This is a genomic window from Pseudomonas sp. Mn2068 (assembly GCF_049319725.1).
Taxonomy (GTDB): domain Bacteria; phylum Pseudomonadota; class Gammaproteobacteria; order Pseudomonadales; family Pseudomonadaceae; genus Aquipseudomonas; species Aquipseudomonas gingeri.
Genome location: NZ_JBMOUG010000001.1, coordinates 549,254 through 565,568 on the forward strand (window position 1 = coordinate 549,254; position 16,315 = coordinate 565,568).

13 protein-coding genes are annotated in these 16,315 nt (G+C 62.5%); 6 read left to right on the top strand and 7 right to left on the bottom strand.

What is annotated here, in order from left to right:
• The first annotated feature begins 8 nt into the window (after window positions 1-8).
• Complete coding sequence (locus ACL9RJ_RS02380) at window positions 9-878, top strand: TauD/TfdA dioxygenase family protein (RefSeq protein ID WP_103032855.1); 870 nt, start codon at window positions 9-11, stop codon at window positions 876-878.
• 140 nt (window positions 879-1,018) lie between these two features.
• Here the strand turns inward: ACL9RJ_RS02380 and ACL9RJ_RS02385 are convergent, their stop codons facing one another.
• The 6 genes from ACL9RJ_RS02385 to ACL9RJ_RS02410 all read right to left on the bottom strand — a co-directional run bounded on the left by ACL9RJ_RS02385 (window position 1,019) and on the right by ACL9RJ_RS02410 (window position 7,525).
• Window positions 1,019-1,711, bottom strand: coding sequence for a hypothetical protein (locus ACL9RJ_RS02385; RefSeq protein WP_017128383.1), 693 nt, complete (start codon window positions 1,709-1,711; stop codon window positions 1,019-1,021).
• Window positions 1,656-2,720: a GSCFA domain-containing protein gene (locus tag ACL9RJ_RS02390; protein ID WP_017128382.1), complete on the bottom strand. Its 1,065-nt coding sequence runs from the start codon at window positions 2,718-2,720 to the stop codon at window positions 1,656-1,658. Before ACL9RJ_RS02390 ends, ACL9RJ_RS02385 begins: the two co-directional genes overlap by 56 nt.
• On the bottom strand, window positions 2,717-3,433 hold the full coding sequence (locus tag ACL9RJ_RS02395; RefSeq protein WP_017128381.1) for a 4'-phosphopantetheinyl transferase family protein: 717 nt from the start codon (window positions 3,431-3,433) through the stop codon (window positions 2,717-2,719). Before ACL9RJ_RS02395 ends, ACL9RJ_RS02390 begins: the two co-directional genes overlap by 4 nt.
• Entirely contained in the window at window positions 3,430-4,686 is a 1,257-nt protein-coding gene (locus ACL9RJ_RS02400) for an MFS transporter (protein WP_017128380.1), read from the bottom strand. Before ACL9RJ_RS02400 ends, ACL9RJ_RS02395 begins: the two co-directional genes overlap by 4 nt.
• A 161-nt stretch (window positions 4,687-4,847) precedes the next feature.
• On the bottom strand, window positions 4,848-6,839 hold the full coding sequence (locus ACL9RJ_RS02405; RefSeq protein WP_103032854.1) for a peptidase U32 family protein: 1,992 nt from the start codon (window positions 6,837-6,839) through the stop codon (window positions 4,848-4,850).
• A 305-nt stretch (window positions 6,840-7,144) separates the two neighbouring features.
• Window positions 7,145-7,525 (bottom strand): RidA family protein, encoded by a 381-nt coding sequence (locus ACL9RJ_RS02410; protein ID WP_103032853.1) that lies wholly within the window; start codon window positions 7,523-7,525, stop codon window positions 7,145-7,147.
• 170 nt (window positions 7,526-7,695) lie between these two features.
• On the opposite strand from ACL9RJ_RS02410, the gene ACL9RJ_RS02415 reads away from it, so the two are divergent.
• The 3 genes from ACL9RJ_RS02415 to ACL9RJ_RS02425 are packed head-to-tail and all read left to right on the top strand — an operon-like array spanning window position 7,696 to window position 10,951.
• On the top strand, window positions 7,696-8,217 hold the full coding sequence (locus ACL9RJ_RS02415) for a winged helix-turn-helix transcriptional regulator (protein ID WP_042936397.1): 522 nt from the start codon (window positions 7,696-7,698) through the stop codon (window positions 8,215-8,217).
• Window positions 8,218-8,240: 23 nt separating this feature from the next.
• On the top strand, window positions 8,241-9,389 hold the full coding sequence (locus ACL9RJ_RS02420; RefSeq protein ID WP_177118688.1) for an HlyD family secretion protein: 1,149 nt from the start codon (window positions 8,241-8,243) through the stop codon (window positions 9,387-9,389).
• Window positions 9,386-10,951, top strand: coding sequence for a DHA2 family efflux MFS transporter permease subunit (locus tag ACL9RJ_RS02425; protein ID WP_422764826.1), 1,566 nt, complete (start codon window positions 9,386-9,388; stop codon window positions 10,949-10,951). Before ACL9RJ_RS02420 ends, ACL9RJ_RS02425 begins: the two co-directional genes overlap by 4 nt.
• A gap of 25 nt (window positions 10,952-10,976) precedes the next feature.
• Here the strand turns inward: ACL9RJ_RS02425 and ACL9RJ_RS02430 are convergent, their stop codons facing one another.
• Window positions 10,977-11,597, bottom strand: coding sequence for a class I SAM-dependent methyltransferase (locus tag ACL9RJ_RS02430; protein ID WP_422764827.1), 621 nt, complete (start codon window positions 11,595-11,597; stop codon window positions 10,977-10,979).
• 687 nt (window positions 11,598-12,284) lie between these two features.
• On the opposite strand from ACL9RJ_RS02430, the gene ACL9RJ_RS02435 reads away from it, so the two are divergent.
• Both ACL9RJ_RS02435 and ACL9RJ_RS02440 read left to right on the top strand, forming a co-directional pair.
• Window positions 12,285-14,873, top strand: coding sequence for a glycosyltransferase (locus ACL9RJ_RS02435; RefSeq protein ID WP_256347586.1), 2,589 nt, complete (start codon window positions 12,285-12,287; stop codon window positions 14,871-14,873).
• Window positions 14,873-16,312, top strand: a complete 1,440-nt coding sequence (locus ACL9RJ_RS02440) for a radical SAM protein (RefSeq protein ID WP_177107506.1) — start codon at window positions 14,873-14,875, stop codon at window positions 16,310-16,312. Before ACL9RJ_RS02435 ends, ACL9RJ_RS02440 begins: the two co-directional genes overlap by 1 nt.
• Window positions 16,313-16,315 lie beyond the last annotated feature (3 nt).

A 16,315-nucleotide genomic window follows, 5' to 3' on the forward strand; every position in this document is an offset into this window, starting at 1 on the left:
GAGGGAACATGGATCATTGGGCATTGAAGGCAGTCGAGAAAATCGCCGGCGAACCTCGGGCGCCGTACCAGCACATCACGGTTGATCGCCTGACGCCGATCATCGGTGCGCATATCGGTGGCGTGGATCTGTCCCGGGAGCTGACGCCCGGGCAACTGGCGGAGATTCGCCGGGCCTTTCTGGAGAACCATGTGCTGGTGTTTCGCGACCAGCACCTGAGCGTCGAGCAGCACAAGGCCTTTGGCCGGTTGTTCGGGGAATTGCGGGCCTTGCCGCTGGAAGATATCGATGGCGACGACCCGGAACTGGTGGTGATCCGCGCCACCGCGCAGTCGCGCTTCGTCGCCGGGGAAGCCTGGCATACCGACGGCACCGCCGACCTGGCGCCGTCGCTGGGCTCGATGCTGTATATCAAGGAAACCCCGGCGATCGGCACCGGTGGCGATACCCTGTTCGCCAATATGCACCTGGCCCTGGAAATGCTGTCACCGGCCCTGCAGGATTTTCTGCAAGGCCTGACGGCGGTCCATGACGGGGCGATTCCCTGGAAGGGCTACCAGGCGCCCGCCGACCTGCCCAAAAGCGAGCATCCGGTGGTGGTGCGGCATCCGCAGACCGGGCGCAAGACCCTGTTCGTCAATTCCGGCTTCACCTCGCATATCACCCAGTTGTCCGAGGCTGAAAGCCAGGCGCTGCTGAAGCTGCTGTTCGACCTGGTGGCACGGGAGCCGATCCTGACCTGCCGGGTACGCTGGGAGCCCAATACCCTGGTGTTCTGGGACAACCGCTGCACCCAGCACCACGCGGTCTGGGATTATTTCCCGCACTCGCGTTATGGCGAGCGGGTGACCATTCTTGGCGAGCAGCCCCAGGCGTGAGGCTCTCTACGAAAACTACCTGCGCGACGATCATGCTGCGTTAAAAACAGGCTCGCAATGCTCATGTAGGTCCCTACACTCCGCTTGCTCGCCTGTTTTTGCCTTGCCTGATCGCCGCTCGGCGAGTTTTCGTACGGAGCCTAGAGGCGTTCGAGCAGCGCGTCGACGATCAGCCCGCCAAAGGCGAGGTTGCCATGCAGGGGGTCGTCGATTTCGCAGTAGCGCGGGTGTTGCCAGCCGTCCTCGCCGGTCGCGATGCTGCGCACGTCGATCAGCTCGATGCCCAGCGCCTGGAGCCGGCGAATCAACACCGCCTGCGCCGCCGGGAACACCCGCGCATCGGAAAACTCCGGGACGCGCTGTGGCGGCAGGACGACCAGCACCCTGAGCCCCAGGGCCAGAGCCCGTTCGTAGAACGCCAGGGCATGGCGACTCATGGCGTCGATGATCGACTCGAACAACGCCCCGGACAGAAAGCCCGGATCGAATTCGCCGTGTTCATCCTGGTAGCAGTGCCAGTTCGGGCGACTGGCGAGGAAATGCACACTCATGCCCAGCGTGCTCACCAGCGGCACCGACAGTTGGCCCAGGTGCGCAACACCCGCCAGTGCCAGGGCCTGGCGATAGCGCTGGTCCATCTCCGGATCGCGAAACCCCAGGTCATCCGCCGAGGCCACGAAGAAGTCGACATTGAAATCCCGCCCGGCCCCCAGCGGTCCGCCGCTGAACGGCAGTGCGCGGGCCTGCGCGGCCTTGCCGATCGGACCGCTGTTGGAGTCACCCAGCAGCAGGAACCTGGGGCTGGGCGTAGTAGTCGAGTACGGCGTCTTCACAAACAAGGTCCTCGCTGGGCAAGTGGGCAATGGCCGTGCCGGGCGCCGCGGCAGACGCCGGTTTCGGCTCGAGCGCGGCAAAAAACTGCTGCATGACGAAGGCCACGCCCTCGGGCGTGACCTCGCGCTGGTTGTCCTGGTAGAAGGCGGCCTTGAACGGCGTGCCGGTGATGATCTCGTAGGACGGGAAATAGTCGACATCGCGCTGCTCTTCACAGAGCTGGCCGGCGACGGCGCGCAGCACCGACTTGGAATAGGTGGTGGCCGTCAGCACGTGCTGGCCGGTGGCCGTGGCGGTCAGCGGCACCGGCGAGACCGTCAGCAGCAGACGGATACCCGGATTCACCGAGCGCAGCAGTTCAAGCGCCGTGGTCATTTCGCGGTAGCTGTCGAGAAAGCCGAAATTGCGCAAGGCATGGGTTTGCGGATCGAAGGTGCCGTGCAAGGTGCCGGGGCAGAGCGGGTATACCAGCGAAGTGTGCCGATCGACCCAGGCCTCGGTCAGGCCCAGGGTGAAGACAAACACTTTGGCCCGCCGGATCGCCGCCTTGATGGCCGCCAGTGTGGTCCGGCGGGCGTCCCGCAAGGCTTCCAGGCTCGCATAGCCGGCAGGCTCGACGGCGGGGCGCATGGGGTCGAAGAAGCGCCCGTCGCGGCTCCAGACCTGCTCGGGCATCACCCGGTCCAGCAAGGCCCACTCCAGCCACTGGCGTAACATCGCCGGGGTATAGAGGTTGCCGGTGCGCAGGGAGAACACGCCATAGTGGCGGGCCTTGCACTCGGCCTCCGACAGGCCCGCCGGCGCCGGTTCGCTATCGATCCAGTTCATGGCGCGGGCGACCATTGCCCGGCCGATATGCTGGGCGAAGCAGGAGCCGGCGGTGACGATGGCGTCGTCGCGCTCGATGGCGAATTCCGGCAGCCACAGCTCGCTCATCGACAAGGCCGTCCGTTGTGCGACGGCGCTGCGCCAGAACGAACGTGGCGCCAGCAGTTGGTAAGGATTCATCCCTGGATCACTCCGAGTTCGACCTGACAAAGGGTGAAGACCCGCGAGTCCTGCACGGCATAGGCCACGCGCAGGGGCAGGTCGCGAGGCAGCACGCTGTGCAGCGTGTCGCGGCTGGCGAACAGCAGGTGGCCGGGCCCCGCGGCGACACAGGCCACCTCATGGAAATCGATAAAACGCCGGACCCTGGGATACAGCGCCTTGTAGATCGCTTCCTTGGCGGAAAACATCAGGGTAAAGGCCCCGGCCGCGTCGAGGAGAGATTCGAGCACGGCCATTTCCTCGCGACTGGCAATCTGTCGCTGGACATCCTCGGGTTCCGGCTCGCCCGCCAGGTGCTCGACATCGATGCCGGGCAGGTAGCCCGACTGGCTGTCGCCGACGATCGCCAGGGCATAACCGCCGGCATGGGACAGACTGCCGACCAGCCCTGACGGCCAGATCGGCGCACGGTCGGCGCCGCTGGGAATATCGCTGTAGCGGCCGTGCAGGGCGTGCTCCGCGCGGCGTGCGCAGTAACGCCCGGCCAGATATTCCGCCTGGCGGACGGGCACCGCACTGACCAGGGCCTGCGGCAGTTCGAGGCGACCGAACCGGCCGGCGTCGTAGGCCGACACGGCGCCCTGGCCGTATTCGAAGCGGCAGGCGTGCAGTTGCGCGCCCGCGATCACCGGTAGCGGCGGCGCGGCGACATCGATGCACACCAGGCTCATACCGCGGGCTCCGGCACCGCGACCGGCTGGCCCACCGCCAGCGCCCGATAACCCAGCAGGCCGATGGGCAGGCAGGCCAGGGCCAGCGCGGAAAACAGCACGACGCCGCCAAAGTGGTTGATCACCAGCGCGCCGAGCAGTGGGGCCAGCGCCGAACCGAGGCCGGCCAGCATGGAGATGCCGATAAAGCTGCCGCGCATGCCCGGTGGCGCGAGGCGGTCGATCAGGGTGGCGAACAGCGGCATCACGATGATCTCGGCCAGGGTCGCGAAACCGATGGCCAACACCCAGCCGTACCACAGGGCGGCGCTGTTGAGGGCGATGATGGCGTGGCCGACCATCAGGCAGGCAAGGGCGAGGACATAGGCGCGCTTGTCCGCCAGGTCGATCAGCCAGCCCATCAGGAACAGGTGGAACACCAGCACCACCGAGGCGTTGGTCACGTTCATCATGGCGATCAGGCCGTTGATGTCCTCGACCTTGAGTTCCAGCAGGTAGAAGGTCAGCGATTCATCGATCTGGGCATAGACCAGCACCAGGAAGAAGTTGGCGACGATGATCGTCAGGAACAGCCGGCTGCCGAGGATCGCCCGCAGGACTTGCCGCAAGGGCGGCGACACCGATTCGGCAGCGGCCAGGTGCGGCGACTGCAGCCGATAGCGCGCCGCGCCGGCGATGGTCAGCGCCAGCAGGCCGTAGGCACAGGCGGCGATGGGAAACACTGCGTCGCTCTCGCGATTGGCGAACCACATGCCGATCAGCGGCCCGCTGGCGGCCGCGCAATTGACCACGTAATAACGGATATGGAAGAGAAAGGTGCGCTCGTCGTCGGTGGCCACGGTGTCGCTCAGCAGCACTCGCAGCAGCGGTTCGAGAATGCTGTGGGCCACCGCCATGCCGATGATCGCGGCAAAGTAGCTGGTCTGTCCGGGCAGCAGTCCCATCAGCAGGAAGCAGGTGGCGCCGAGAACGCAGCCGAAGACCATCAGGTTGCGGGCGTTGAAGGTATCGCCGAGAAAACCGGCCAGGGGCGACAGGGCGATGGAGACCAGGGCACCCAGGGCCAGTTGTGCGCCGATATCGGTGATCGGCGTACCGAAGCGCTTGTTCATCGCCACGACGATAAAGGGCCAGATCATGAACGAAGCGATGCGCGATACGCCGATGCCGAGCAGCAGCCAGCGGGTCGGAACGGGGAGAGCCCACAAGGCCTTCCATGGGGCGGGTCGCTGGCGCAGATCCATCTGGCTCATATCGAAGCTTGCTCATCCATGAACAGGTACCCGACACCGGGGAATCGGGTCGGGTGGGGCCTGCTCATTGAAGAGGGCTACGAGTCGATATGCAAGCCTTGCGGGCGTTGCCGACGACTTTATTTATGCCCGGGACGAGAACGGCCGTCCTGGCCGTTCGCTCAGTGTGGCGCGCGAGGGATGGTCTTGAGCAGATCGGCGGGGCTGATATGGCCGACCACCGCGCTGCCCGGTTGCGGCAGGTCGAGGATATGCCCCTTGATCTTGCCGACCACATGCATTTCGCAAGGCTTGCAGTCGAACTTCAACGTCAGCACTTCGTCCCCGTGGATCAACTGCATCGGCGCGACCTTGGTGCGCACGCCGGTGACGCCCTTGGCCTGTTTCGGACACAGGTTGAAGGAGAAACGCAGGCAGTGCTTGGTGATCATCACCGGTACTTCGCCGGTTTCCTCGTGGGCCTCGAAGGCCGCGTCGATCAGCTTGACGCCGTGACGGTGGTAGAAGTCGCGGGCCTTCTGGTTGTAGACGTTGGCCAGGAACGACAGGTGCGATTCCGGGTACACCGGCGGCGGACTGGTCTCGGCCTTGCGCCCGCCACGGGGGTGAGCGGCGATACGCGCGGTGGTCAGGGCTTCGATCACTTCGCGGCGCAAGGTCTTGAGCTGCGAGTTGGGAATGAAGAACGCCTGGGGTGCATCCAGTTCGATGGCCGTGGCGTGGTACTGGGTGGTGCCCAGTTGGCCGAGCAGGTCGTGCAGTTGCTCCAGGGCCTGTTCCGGCTTGTTGGCCACGCCGAACGGACCGTCCAGGGCGACGCTGGCGCTGATGCCTTCCTCGCTGGTGGCGGTCAGCTCCAGGCGGTCCTCGCGCAGGCGGGCCAGCCAGGAAAGACCGACGCGACGCTCGGCGGAGTTCTTCAGCAGGGCCTGCTGCCAGTTGTGGTCGAGGTTGCGGTTCAACGGATGGTTCGGCCGCAGGCTGTGCAGGCCGGCCGGCATTTCGTTGGGTTCGACGCGGTAGCGATAGCGTTTCTCGCCATCCTCTTCGAATTCGCCCCTGGGTTCGGCGATATTGGCGCGGAAACCCACCACTTCGCGCTTGACCAGCACGTTGAGGCCGTCACCGTTGGACAGCGGCTCGAAGGTCACCACCTGCAGGTCACGCTTGCCGGCTTTCTCCACCACGCCGACCGGCAGGCCGGTGAAAGTCGGGGTGTCGAAGGCGCCGATATCGATCTTGCGGTCGCTGACGAAGTAGTCGGTGCTGCCGCGGTGGAAGGTCTTTTCCGGATCCGGCAGGAAGAAATGCGCGGTACGTCCGCTGGAAGCACGGGCCAGGTCCGGGCGGTCCTCGAGGATTTCGTCGAGGCGCTGGCGGTAGTAGGCGGTGATGTTCTTCACATAGCCCATGTCCTTGTAGCGGCCCTCGATCTTGAACGAGCGCACACCGGCATCGACCAGGGCGCGCAGGTTGGCGCTCTGGTTGTTGTCCTTCATCGACAGCAGGTGTTTTTCAAAGGCGACCACGCGACCCTGGTCGTCCTTGAGGGTATAGGGCAGGCGGCAGGCCTGGGAGCAGTCGCCACGGTTGGCGCTGCGGCCATTCTGCGCATGGGAGATATTGCACTGGCCGGAAAACGCCACGCACAACGCGCCGTGGATGAAGAACTCGATGGCCGCGTCGGTCTCGTCGGCAATCGCGCGGATCTCCTGCAGGTTCAGCTCGCGGGCCAGCACCAGTTGGGAAAAGCCGGCCTGGTCGAGAAATTTGGCCCGGGCCAGGGTGCGGATATCGGTCTGGGTGCTGGCATGCAGCTCGATAGGCGGGATATCCAGCTCCATCACCCCCAGGTCCTGGACGATCAGCGCATCGACGCCGGCATCGTGGAGCTGGTGGATCAGCTTGCGGGCCGGCTCCAGCTCGTTGTCGTGCAGGATGGTGTTGATGGTGGTGAAGACCCGGGCGTGGTAACGCCGGGCGAACTCCACCAACTGGGCGATATCGCTCACTTCGTTGCAGGCGTTGTGGCGGGCGCCGAAGCTCGGGCCGCCGATGTACACGGCATCGGCGCCGTGCAGGATGGCCTCGCGGGCAATCGCCACATCGCGGGCAGGGCTGAGCAATTCCAGGTGATGCTTGGGTAGGGACATGTTTTTTTAGTCAGGCTTCACGGTCAAGGCGGGCATTGTAGCGGCGAAACGGCCTGGCGGCACTTATTGCTGCCGGGTGGCGGCTGGGAGCGAGCGGACTTGTGGGAGCGGGGGTGTCGGGGCGCCGCGAAGCCGCGAGGCTTTTTGGCGCTCTCAAGGGCCTCTTCGCGGGCAAGCCCGCTCCCACAGAAGCCTCTTTCACACACAGGCCTGCTCACACACAGGCCGGGTCCCACACAAGCCACTTCACACACGGGCCCATTTTCGTGCAGGCCTGCTCCCACATATTTGGGTCCAGGTTGTTTCTAGGCCTTTGCGGCCATCGCGGTGACTTCCACTTTCATGCCTTCGACGCCGAGCGCCGCCACGCCAACGGCGGCGCGCACCGGCCAGGGCTTGGCGAAAAAGCGCTTGTAGACCTCGTTGAAAGCCGGCCGGTCAGCGATATCGGTGAGGTAGATGGTCAGGTGCAAGACCCGATCCAGCGAACTGCCGGCCTTTTCCAGCGCGACCTTGAGCGCCTGCAGGGTGCATTCGCTCTGCCGGCTGATATCGCCCAGCTCCAGGCTGCCATCGGCGCGGGTGGGGATCTGGGTGGAGACCAGCAGGCCGCCGAAACCGGCGACGTCGGATGAGATGGAGTCCGCGTCGGGATCGGGAATGAAGGTGATGTCTTGGTTTGCCATGGGGATCTCTTGTTCGACGGAGTATTCAGCAAGGCCGGCAGTATAAGCCCACGGCGAAATATCGCATCCCCGACGAGCGGCTTTGCACACTGGAAAATAGCGACTTGCATAATGCAAGTCGCTATGAAATATTATGAGTGTAATTTTTATCGCCCGCAGCGGAGGCGATCATGAAAAGAGCCAGCTTTCACCCGATGCCTTGTCCTGTTGCCCGAGCCCTGGAGCAGTTGGGGGATGGCTGGAGCCTGTTGATCCTGCGCGACGCCTTTTATGGGCTGCGCCGTTTCGATGATTTCCTCAACAGCCTGGGCATTGCCACCAACACCCTGACCCGGCGCCTGAACGACCTGGTACTCGGCGGCCTGCTGGAACGGCGCCCTTACCAGGACAAGCCGCCACGCTACGAATACCACCTCACCGAGGCCGGTCGCGATCTGCGGCCGGTGATCCTGACCCTCATGGCCTGGGGGGCGAAGCATGCCAAAGGTTCGCGCAGGGTCTACCTGGCCGATGAGGCCACCGGCCAACCGGTGGACCTGGCACTGATGGATGCCAATACCGGCAAGCGCATCACCCGCGAAGGTCACCGGGTCCATGTCACCGCGGACGCCGACGAGCTGAGCCAGTGGCGCGTGCGAACCGGCCAGGCCCAACCGCTGGACGACACCCTGGTCAGTCCGTTCCCCAATTAATCTGTTTGCAGAGGTCACTCACCATGGACGCTCAAGTCCGCGTTGCACCCGGCCAAGTTACACCCGCTCAAGAAGCGGCCGCCGTCGCTCCAGCCGCCCCGGCCAGCAGGAAAAAGCTCGTGCGCCTGGCCGTGCTCGCCCTGGCCGTCGCCGGCGCGGCGGCCTACGGCAGTCACTGGTGGTTGGCCGGGCGGTTTATCGAAGACACCGACGATGCCTATATCGGTGCCGAGGTCACGGTGATCAGCGCCAAGGTGCCGGGCTATATCACCGAGGTGGCGGTGGTCGACAACCAGTTCGTCAAGGCCGGCGACCTGCTGGCGCGGATCGATGTCCGTGACTATCGCACCGCGCTGGCCAAGGCCGAGGGTGCCGTGGCCGCACAACGGGCGAGCCTGGCCAACCTGGCGGCCACCGAGCAATTGCAGCAGGCGCTGATCAGCCAGGCCGGCTCGCAGATCGATGCCAGCGAGGCCGAAGCCCAGCGGGCCCATGACGATCATGCGCGCTACCAGACCCTGGTGCGCAGCCAGGCGGTTTCCGTCGAAAGCGCCCAGCGCGCCGACGCCACCTGGAAGACCGCCCAGGCCGAACGGTCCCACGCCCAGGCGGGGTTGCTGGCGGCCCGTCGGCAACTGGCGGTGATCGATACCCAGCGGCAACAGGCCCAGGCCATGCTCGAACAGGCCCAGGCCGAACGCGACCAGGCGCGATTGAACCTGGGCTACACCGAGTTGCGCGCCCCGGTGGACGGTTATGTCGGCAACCGCCGGGCCAAGGTCGGGGCCTATGCCGCCGCCGGCAGCCAGTTGATCTCGGTGGTCCCGGCCCATGGCCTGTGGGTCGACGCCAACTTCAAGGAAGACCAGTTGGCCCGCATGCAGGTCGGCCAGGCGGTCAGCGTCAAGGCCGATATCCTGCCGGGCCGGGAATTCCACGGCCATATCGACAGCCTGGCGCCGGCCACCGGCGCACAATTCAGCGTGCTGCCGCCGGAGAACGCCACCGGCAACTTCACCAAGATCGTCCAGCGCGTGCCGGTGCGGATTCGTCTGGATGGCGAGGATGCCGACTTCGGCGCCTTGCGCCCCGGCCTGTCGGTCATGACCGAAGTGAATACCCGCGACAAGCCCGAGCCGATGGCCGCCGTTGCCCAGGCCGGCCGGCCATGAGCAGCGAGCTGCCGACGCTGACCACCCGGCAGAAGGTCGCGGCCTTCGCCTGCATGTGTGTCGGCATGTTCATCGCGCTGATCGACATCCAGATCGTTTCCGCCTCGTTGAAGGACATCGGCGGCGGCCTTTCGGCCGGCGCGGACGACACCGCCTGGGTGCAGACAGCCTACCTGATCGCGGAGATCATCGTCATCCCGCTGTCGGGCTGGCTGTCGCGGGTCATGAGCACCCGCTGGCTGTTCGCCGCGTCCGCCGCGGGCTTCACCCTGACCAGCCTGTTGTGTGCCATGGCCTGGAATATCCAGAGCATGATCGCCTTTCGGGCATTGCAGGGTTTCCTGGGCGGTTCGATGATTCCGCTGGTGTTCACCACGGCCTTTATCTACTTCAGCGGCAAGCAGCGGATCATCGCCGCCTCGACCATCGGCGCGATCGCCTCGCTGGCCCCGACCCTCGGCCCGGCGGTGGGCGGCCTGATCACCGATATATCCTCCTGGCACTGGCTGTTCTACATCAACCTGGTGCCCGGCCTGTTCGTCACCCTGGCCGTGCCGATGCTGGTCAAGGTCGACAAGCCGAATCCGGCGCTGCTCAAGGGCGCCGACTACATCGGCATCGTGCTGATGGCGGTGTTCCTCGGCTGCCTGGAATACACCCTGGAGGAGGGACCGCGCTGGAACTGGTTCAGTGACAGCACCATCACCACCACCGCCTGGGTGGCCGCGGTGAGCGGGGCGCTGTTCATCTGGCGCTGCCTGGAGATCGAGGAACCGATTGTCGACCTGCGTGCCCTGGGCGATCGCAACTTCGCCCTGGGTTGCCTGTTCTCGTTCATTACCGGCATCGGCATCTTCGCCACCATCTACCTGACGCCGCTGTTTCTCGGCCGGGTGCGCGGCTACGGCGCGTTCGACATCGGCCTGGCGGTGTTTTCCACGGGCATCTTCCAACTGCTGGCAATTCCGGTGTACGCCTTCCTGGCCAACCGCATCGACCTGCGCTGGATCCTGATGATCGGCTTGGCCCTGTTCGGCCTGTCGATGTGGAACTTTGCGCCGATCACCCATGACTGGGGCGCCAAGGAGCTGTTGCTGCCGCAGGCGATACGCGGGTTTGCCCAACAGCTGACGGTGGCCCCGACCGTGACCCTGACCCTGGGCGCCCTGGCGCCGGCCCGGCTGAAACTCGCCTCGGGGCTGTTCAACCTGATGCGCAACCTGGGCGGGGCCATTGGTATCGCGGCCTGTGCCACGGTACTCAACGACCGCACCAACCTGCATTTCCTGCGCCTGGCGGAACACCTGAACATTCGCAATGAAAGCATGAACCTCTGGCTCGAACAGTTGAGCGACAACGCCCAGGTGCTGGGCCAGAACAGCCTCGATGCCAGCCAGATCGCCTTGCGCCAACTGTGGGCGCTGACCTGGCGCGAAGCGCAGACGCTGACCTACGCCGATGCCTTCCTGGTGATCATGGTCTGCTTTGTCTTCGCGACGGCGCTGGTGCCGCTGATGCGCAAGGTCCAGCCACCGAAACAGCCATCGGCGGACGCCCATTGAGCCTGGAGGAGGGCGACGGGCCGGCTCAGTCGCCCTTGCGGCAGGTCACATGGATAAACGGCAGGCTGCCAGCGCCTGCCGGCTCGTCGATTTCGCCGAACCCTGCCAGCCCGTAGGCACCGAACTCGCGCTCGACCGACGCGGCGTCGTAGAAAAACATCGGCAGTCCGGGCGCTCTTTCGTAGCAGTCCTCTGCCAACAGCCGGCCCTGGCCGTACATCGGCGCCTTCTTCGAGATCACGGTGAAAATCATCTGTCCGCCCGCTGCCAGTTGTCGGTAGCAGTCCCGCAGCAGCTTGGCGCGCCCGGCGACATCGAGCAGATAGATCAATCCGTAACAGAAGATGCCGTCGTACTGCCGACTGTCGTACGGCATGTCGGTGACCGAGCCCTGGTGAATGGGAATCCGCAGGCCCAGTTGCGAACGGGCGAGGGCGATGGCCGTATCGGAGATCTCGATGCCGGTGACGGACATGCCCCGGTCAAGAAACACCCCGGCGTTCCGGCCGTAGCCGATGCCGGGGATCAACACATCCCTGACGCCGGCGCGCACGAAGCTGTCCCTGGCGAGGAGGGCCGAGGCGGTCGGCTCGAAGCCCCACATCAGCTGGTTTTCGGTAAAGGCGTTTTCCCAGAATTCGGTCATGGCGGTTCGGCAACCTGGCATTTGACGTAACTTAAACTATTACGTGAGTTTGCGAGCGTCAATCATCTTGCGCTGAGCGGGCCGGCTCTGATGTCGATCAGCCAGGGAACCGGAATCTTGAAAACGCCACGTAACCTGTAGGGGGCAGGGTTTGCCAAGCCCACTCACCCCATAGGTCACCAGGCTCAATATCGGGGTTAAACAAAGGGCATTTTGCCATGATTAAAAAATTTCAAAATATGTCGACTGGACGGTTGATTTAACTCGTACAGACGAGTAGTTTTATTACGAAATGTTGCCTACAAAGCTCTTCAAAACAAGATCCCGCAAAGGATAAAGAGCATGAGCCCTGACGAACTATCCGTACGTTTGCGCCTGAGCCGAAAAGACCCGACTGTCGAGCGATGTTGTCACATCTGCTGAGTTGAGTTTCTCCCTGTATTAATGCCAATGCCCGAGGCGGGCAGGTATCTGCCTGCGATAAACGTCTGGAGAAAGCCGATGGCATTTAGATGTCATTGAGTGAACAACTTGATGCGTCTCCACGTCCGTACCTGATTTGAAGCTAGCCGTTCTGAGTGCGTGAGAATCAACAAATCAATATTGGTTGAGGGATCTGCCATGCCTGCTGGAGCCATATTTATATCATTTGATGCTGTTGCGGTATCCGGTATTACAGTCGAAGCCTTGAAACTCGCCAAAACCCTGCTGCGTAACGAAGTGACTTCCTATCTTGATCTTGGTTATGACATCAAGATCGACAAAGGCAACTTCAACAAGCCATACGATTATGAAAAAGGCATCTACCAGGATATCTTCACCCTGGTTCGTGTCGACGCCATCGATAGCGTTCCCCATTACACGGTCGATTTCATAGAACACTCCCACGCCGTGCTGATCGGACAAAAGACCGCGGCTTCCCCGGAGGAAAAACAACGCCTGCTGAGCGCCATTCGCGAGTCGTCACAGGTGCTGGCCCGACGGATTGTCGAGCTCTGGGAGAAGCTGGATATCCGTTATGTGATCGTTGAAAACGCCACCCTCCCGGAAAACATCATCTACACCCAGGCCCTGTACCTGGCCATCGAGGCCTATGGCGACAAGCACGACATGGGCAGTTTTGTCATCTGGCGCGATCATGACCTGATGTGGAGCAGCGAAAAGACCGTGATGAAATACGGTCCGGAGCCTTATCCCCACGCCATCAAGCCGGTGCAGTCGCGCTATATCAGCTACGTCACCCTCAACAACCATCTCAAGCGCAAGCTCGAGGCATGGTGTGACCATGAGGTCGAAGTCCAGGTGCGCAAGAACACCTACGACTTCAGCGGCCAAGGCCGCTACACCAACATCAAGGAGAGCCTGGATATCCGCGACAGCGATATCCTGATTGCCCGCACCACCCGCATCATTCCGCAAAAGCGCCAGGACCGGGACATCTACCTGGTTTACCGGCTGAACCAGTTGTTTGCGCAAAACGGCAGCCGCCGAAAAGTCTATCTCGCGGTGGCGGGCGATCCCGACGAGCACCCCGACTACTTTTCAGCCTTGAATGCAATGGTTCAGGAATTGCAAATCGAGCCGTTTATCAAGTTTGTCGGTTCGTTGTCCCATGACTATATGCCGTCGAATGACAACACCACGACCATTGAAGACCTGTATTACTCCTGCGACCTGGTTTCCTTTCTCACTTCCTGGGGTTACGACAGTTACGGAAATCCGGTAGGGGAAGCGATCAGCAGCCAGCGCTGCTATATCGCCAGCAACTATGAATATTATCAGGAGGTGTACGGCCAGCATGGATTTGAAGCGCCGATCATGGCGATCTCGGAAGATCGCGATGGGTTGCCCGATGACGAATTCATCAATGAAGTCTACCGACTGTTAAACAACAAGGCGCTGATGGAGCAAGTGGCTCGCAAAAACTTCTCCATTGGCCAGCGGGTGCTCTCCAACAATGTAATGGGCATGCTTGACTTGAGTTCTTCCGGAGGAATTATGCGTGATGCCGTTTTTGTTTCGGTGGTACTGCCGCTGTATAACGAAAGTGACCGTATCGACAGTGTGCTGGACTCCCTGTTCAATCAGAAAACACAGGGTGAGCTGATTACCCATTCCACTTACGAGCTGATTATTGTCGATAACAACTCGACAGATGACTCCGTGGAAAAGATCAATCGTTTCAAGGCCGACAATCCGTCCCTGGATATCCACGTTATCCAGGAACGCATCCAGGGCGTTTCGTCCGCCAGGAAGCGCGGCATGGATTACGCCTCCGTGCGCTCGAAACAACGCGACATCCGCCTGGGTGTCGACAGCAGGCACTACATCGCTTCCGCCGATGCCGACTGCACCGTGGACCCGTATTGGCTGCACGCCCTGATTACCCGGATGCTGGAGGAAAACGGCGATCTGGGCACCTGCAATTACTATTACAACGAAGCCTCCTTCGACAAACGCCCGAACCTGCTCAACGAAATCCAGAAGACCCTGCGCTGTCGCGAGGTGTCGTTTTCACTGTTTGGCGGTTTCCCGGACGGCAAGGGCTTTGCCGTCGAGCGCACGCTCTACGACAGGGTCGGCGGCATCGAGATCTTCTACCAGCTGGACAATGACCGCTTTGTCGAGCACCTCTCCGACGACTGGGATTTCGGCATCCGGGTGATCGCCTGGGGTGGCAAGCCGGTCTACGCCCACGAATCGCGGATCGAGATCAACAGCCGGCGGGTGGATACCATCCTCGACGAAGTGATCACCGGCAACGCCTACGGCCAGGACGGGATCATCATCATGAAGGATGTGCGTCCGGACGTGGAGGAACAGATCCCGACGCTGCGCGACACCACGCCCGAGCAGTCACGGCAGGCCTGGGAGTATTCGATCAAGGACTACGTGCCCAAGAACATCGTGCTGCCGGCGCTGCTCAATCCGCAGATCCTCATGGAAAACCCGGCGGTCCGCGAGTTCTTCGGCGGTCCGGTGGCGGATCGCATGTACCAGCGCATCCATGAGATCAAGCATCAGTCGCGGGTGATCGACTTCAAGCCGATCCACGCCTACAAGACCCCGTCCTATCGCCTGTATTTCGAATTCCGCGAGGAAATCTTCAGTGCCCTGCGGCGCGCCGTTGGCGAGGACATCGGCTTCCCGCCGCCCTTGCCGAAGTGCTTCGACACGGTCAAGCCCGAGGATTTCGAGCGCTTTGTCTACTACTTCGCCGAGGACCGAGAGTCCGGTGCCGCCCACAACTACTTTGCCAATGGAGGGGTATTCTGATGAACAACGAAGCCTTGGGTTCACTCAACGATATCGACCCGAACTATCCGGTACCACGGGTCTACGACTTCCTCGCGCGCCCGGACAACAGCGCCTTCCTGGACTATGTGTTCAACGACCCGTTCGGCTGCCATGTGTTTCCCGGCGATATCGCCGATTATCCGCTGCCGTCCTTTTTCGCCGACATGGACCGTGAAATCGCCGAGGCCAGGCAGATCCACCTGTGGGCCTATATTCCCACCTGTCGCTACCGCTGCCACTTCTGCCAGTACCCGACGGTGATCCTTAATCCCAAGGCCGCCTCGTCCCAGGTGGTGTTCCGCGAACTGGTGGACTACAACATCAAGGAAGCCACGATGTGGCTGCAGAAAGTCCCCAGCCTGGCCCAGGCCGAGGTCGGTGAATTCAATATCTTCGGCGGCACGCCGTCGCTGCTGCCGGAGCCGGAACTGCGCCGCCTGATGGCGTTCTATCACAGCCACTTCAACTTCTCGGCGGCCACCATGCGCTTCGAAGGGGAGCCGGGCACCCTCAACAAACCCTACCTGCACCTGTTGAAGGAGCTGGGTTTCACCAAGATCAGCTTCGGCACCCAGTCCTTCAACGACCGCATCATCTCGGCCTGCGGGCGCATGCATTCGGCCGACGAGTGCGAGGAAACCATCCATCACGCCCGGGAAATCGGCCTCGACTGGGTCAGCGTCGACCTGATCTACGGCATGCTCGGCCAGACTGTCGACGATGTGAAATACGACATGGAAAAGACCCTGGAGCTGGAGCTTTCCCATGTGGTCATCGCCAAGCTGCACATGGAAGAGTTCATGAAAAGCCGCACCGGGGTTTCCGGGGAGAAACAGAGCCATTGGCAGCGCAAGGGCCTGATCAGTATCAACGACATGACCTTCCCCGGGCTGGGCAAGCAGTACCAGATGCGCGAACTGGTCGAGCAGTACCTGTCGGCCGGCTACGGCGAACATCCGACCATGTATTTCCACCAGAACCATCGCCAGCCGGAGAAATGGAAGGGGCTGATCACCGACCTCGACAAGCAGTACCCGGAAGTCGCGATCGGCCTCGGCGGCAGCTCGAAATGCACCCGCGCCGAAGCCATCAATATCACCGGTTACAACAAGTACAAGCAGGCCCTCGACGAGGACCGCCTGCCCATCGACGCCAGCCGTGGCGTCTCGCCGCTGCAGCGGGAAGTCAACGCGTTCAAGATGGCGCTGTCGACGCTGGTCCCGGTGGATGACCAGGTGTTCCGCCAGCGTTTCGAGGGCCGCAGCCTGTTCGAGAACCCGATCATCAGCCGCACGCTCGACACCCTGGTGGAAAAAGGGCTGGTCACCGTCGACGGCGAGCGGGTCAGCCTGACGCCCAACGGCGTGACGCTGGTCGAAGCCGTGATCAATACCCAGTTCGTCACGCCGCAAGCCTGAGGA

Bases quoted from the DNA above. Each gene is read 5' to 3' on its own strand.
- ACL9RJ_RS02380 (WP_103032855.1), top strand. From the start codon at position 9: ATGGATCATTGGGCATTGAAGGCAGTCGAGAAAATCGCCGGCGAACCT.
- ACL9RJ_RS02390 (WP_017128382.1), bottom strand. From the start codon at position 2,720: ATGAATCCTTACCAACTGCTGGCGCCACGTTCGTTCTGGCGCAGCGCC.
- ACL9RJ_RS02395 (WP_017128381.1), bottom strand. From the start codon at position 3,433: ATGAGCCTGGTGTGCATCGATGTCGCCGCGCCGCCGCTACCGGTGATC.
- ACL9RJ_RS02400 (WP_017128380.1), bottom strand. From the start codon at position 4,686: ATGAGCCAGATGGATCTGCGCCAGCGACCCGCCCCATGGAAGGCCTTG.
- ACL9RJ_RS02405 (WP_103032854.1), bottom strand. From the start codon at position 6,839: ATGTCCCTACCCAAGCATCACCTGGAATTGCTCAGCCCTGCCCGCGAT.
- ACL9RJ_RS02410 (WP_103032853.1), bottom strand. From the start codon at position 7,525: ATGGCAAACCAAGACATCACCTTCATTCCCGATCCCGACGCGGACTCC.
- ACL9RJ_RS02415 (WP_042936397.1), top strand. From the start codon at position 7,696: ATGAAAAGAGCCAGCTTTCACCCGATGCCTTGTCCTGTTGCCCGAGCC.
- ACL9RJ_RS02420 (WP_177118688.1), top strand. From the start codon at position 8,241: ATGGACGCTCAAGTCCGCGTTGCACCCGGCCAAGTTACACCCGCTCAA.
- ACL9RJ_RS02425 (WP_422764826.1), top strand. From the start codon at position 9,386: ATGAGCAGCGAGCTGCCGACGCTGACCACCCGGCAGAAGGTCGCGGCC.
- ACL9RJ_RS02430 (WP_422764827.1), bottom strand. From the start codon at position 11,597: ATGACCGAATTCTGGGAAAACGCCTTTACCGAAAACCAGCTGATGTGG.
- ACL9RJ_RS02440 (WP_177107506.1), top strand. From the start codon at position 14,873: ATGAACAACGAAGCCTTGGGTTCACTCAACGATATCGACCCGAACTAT.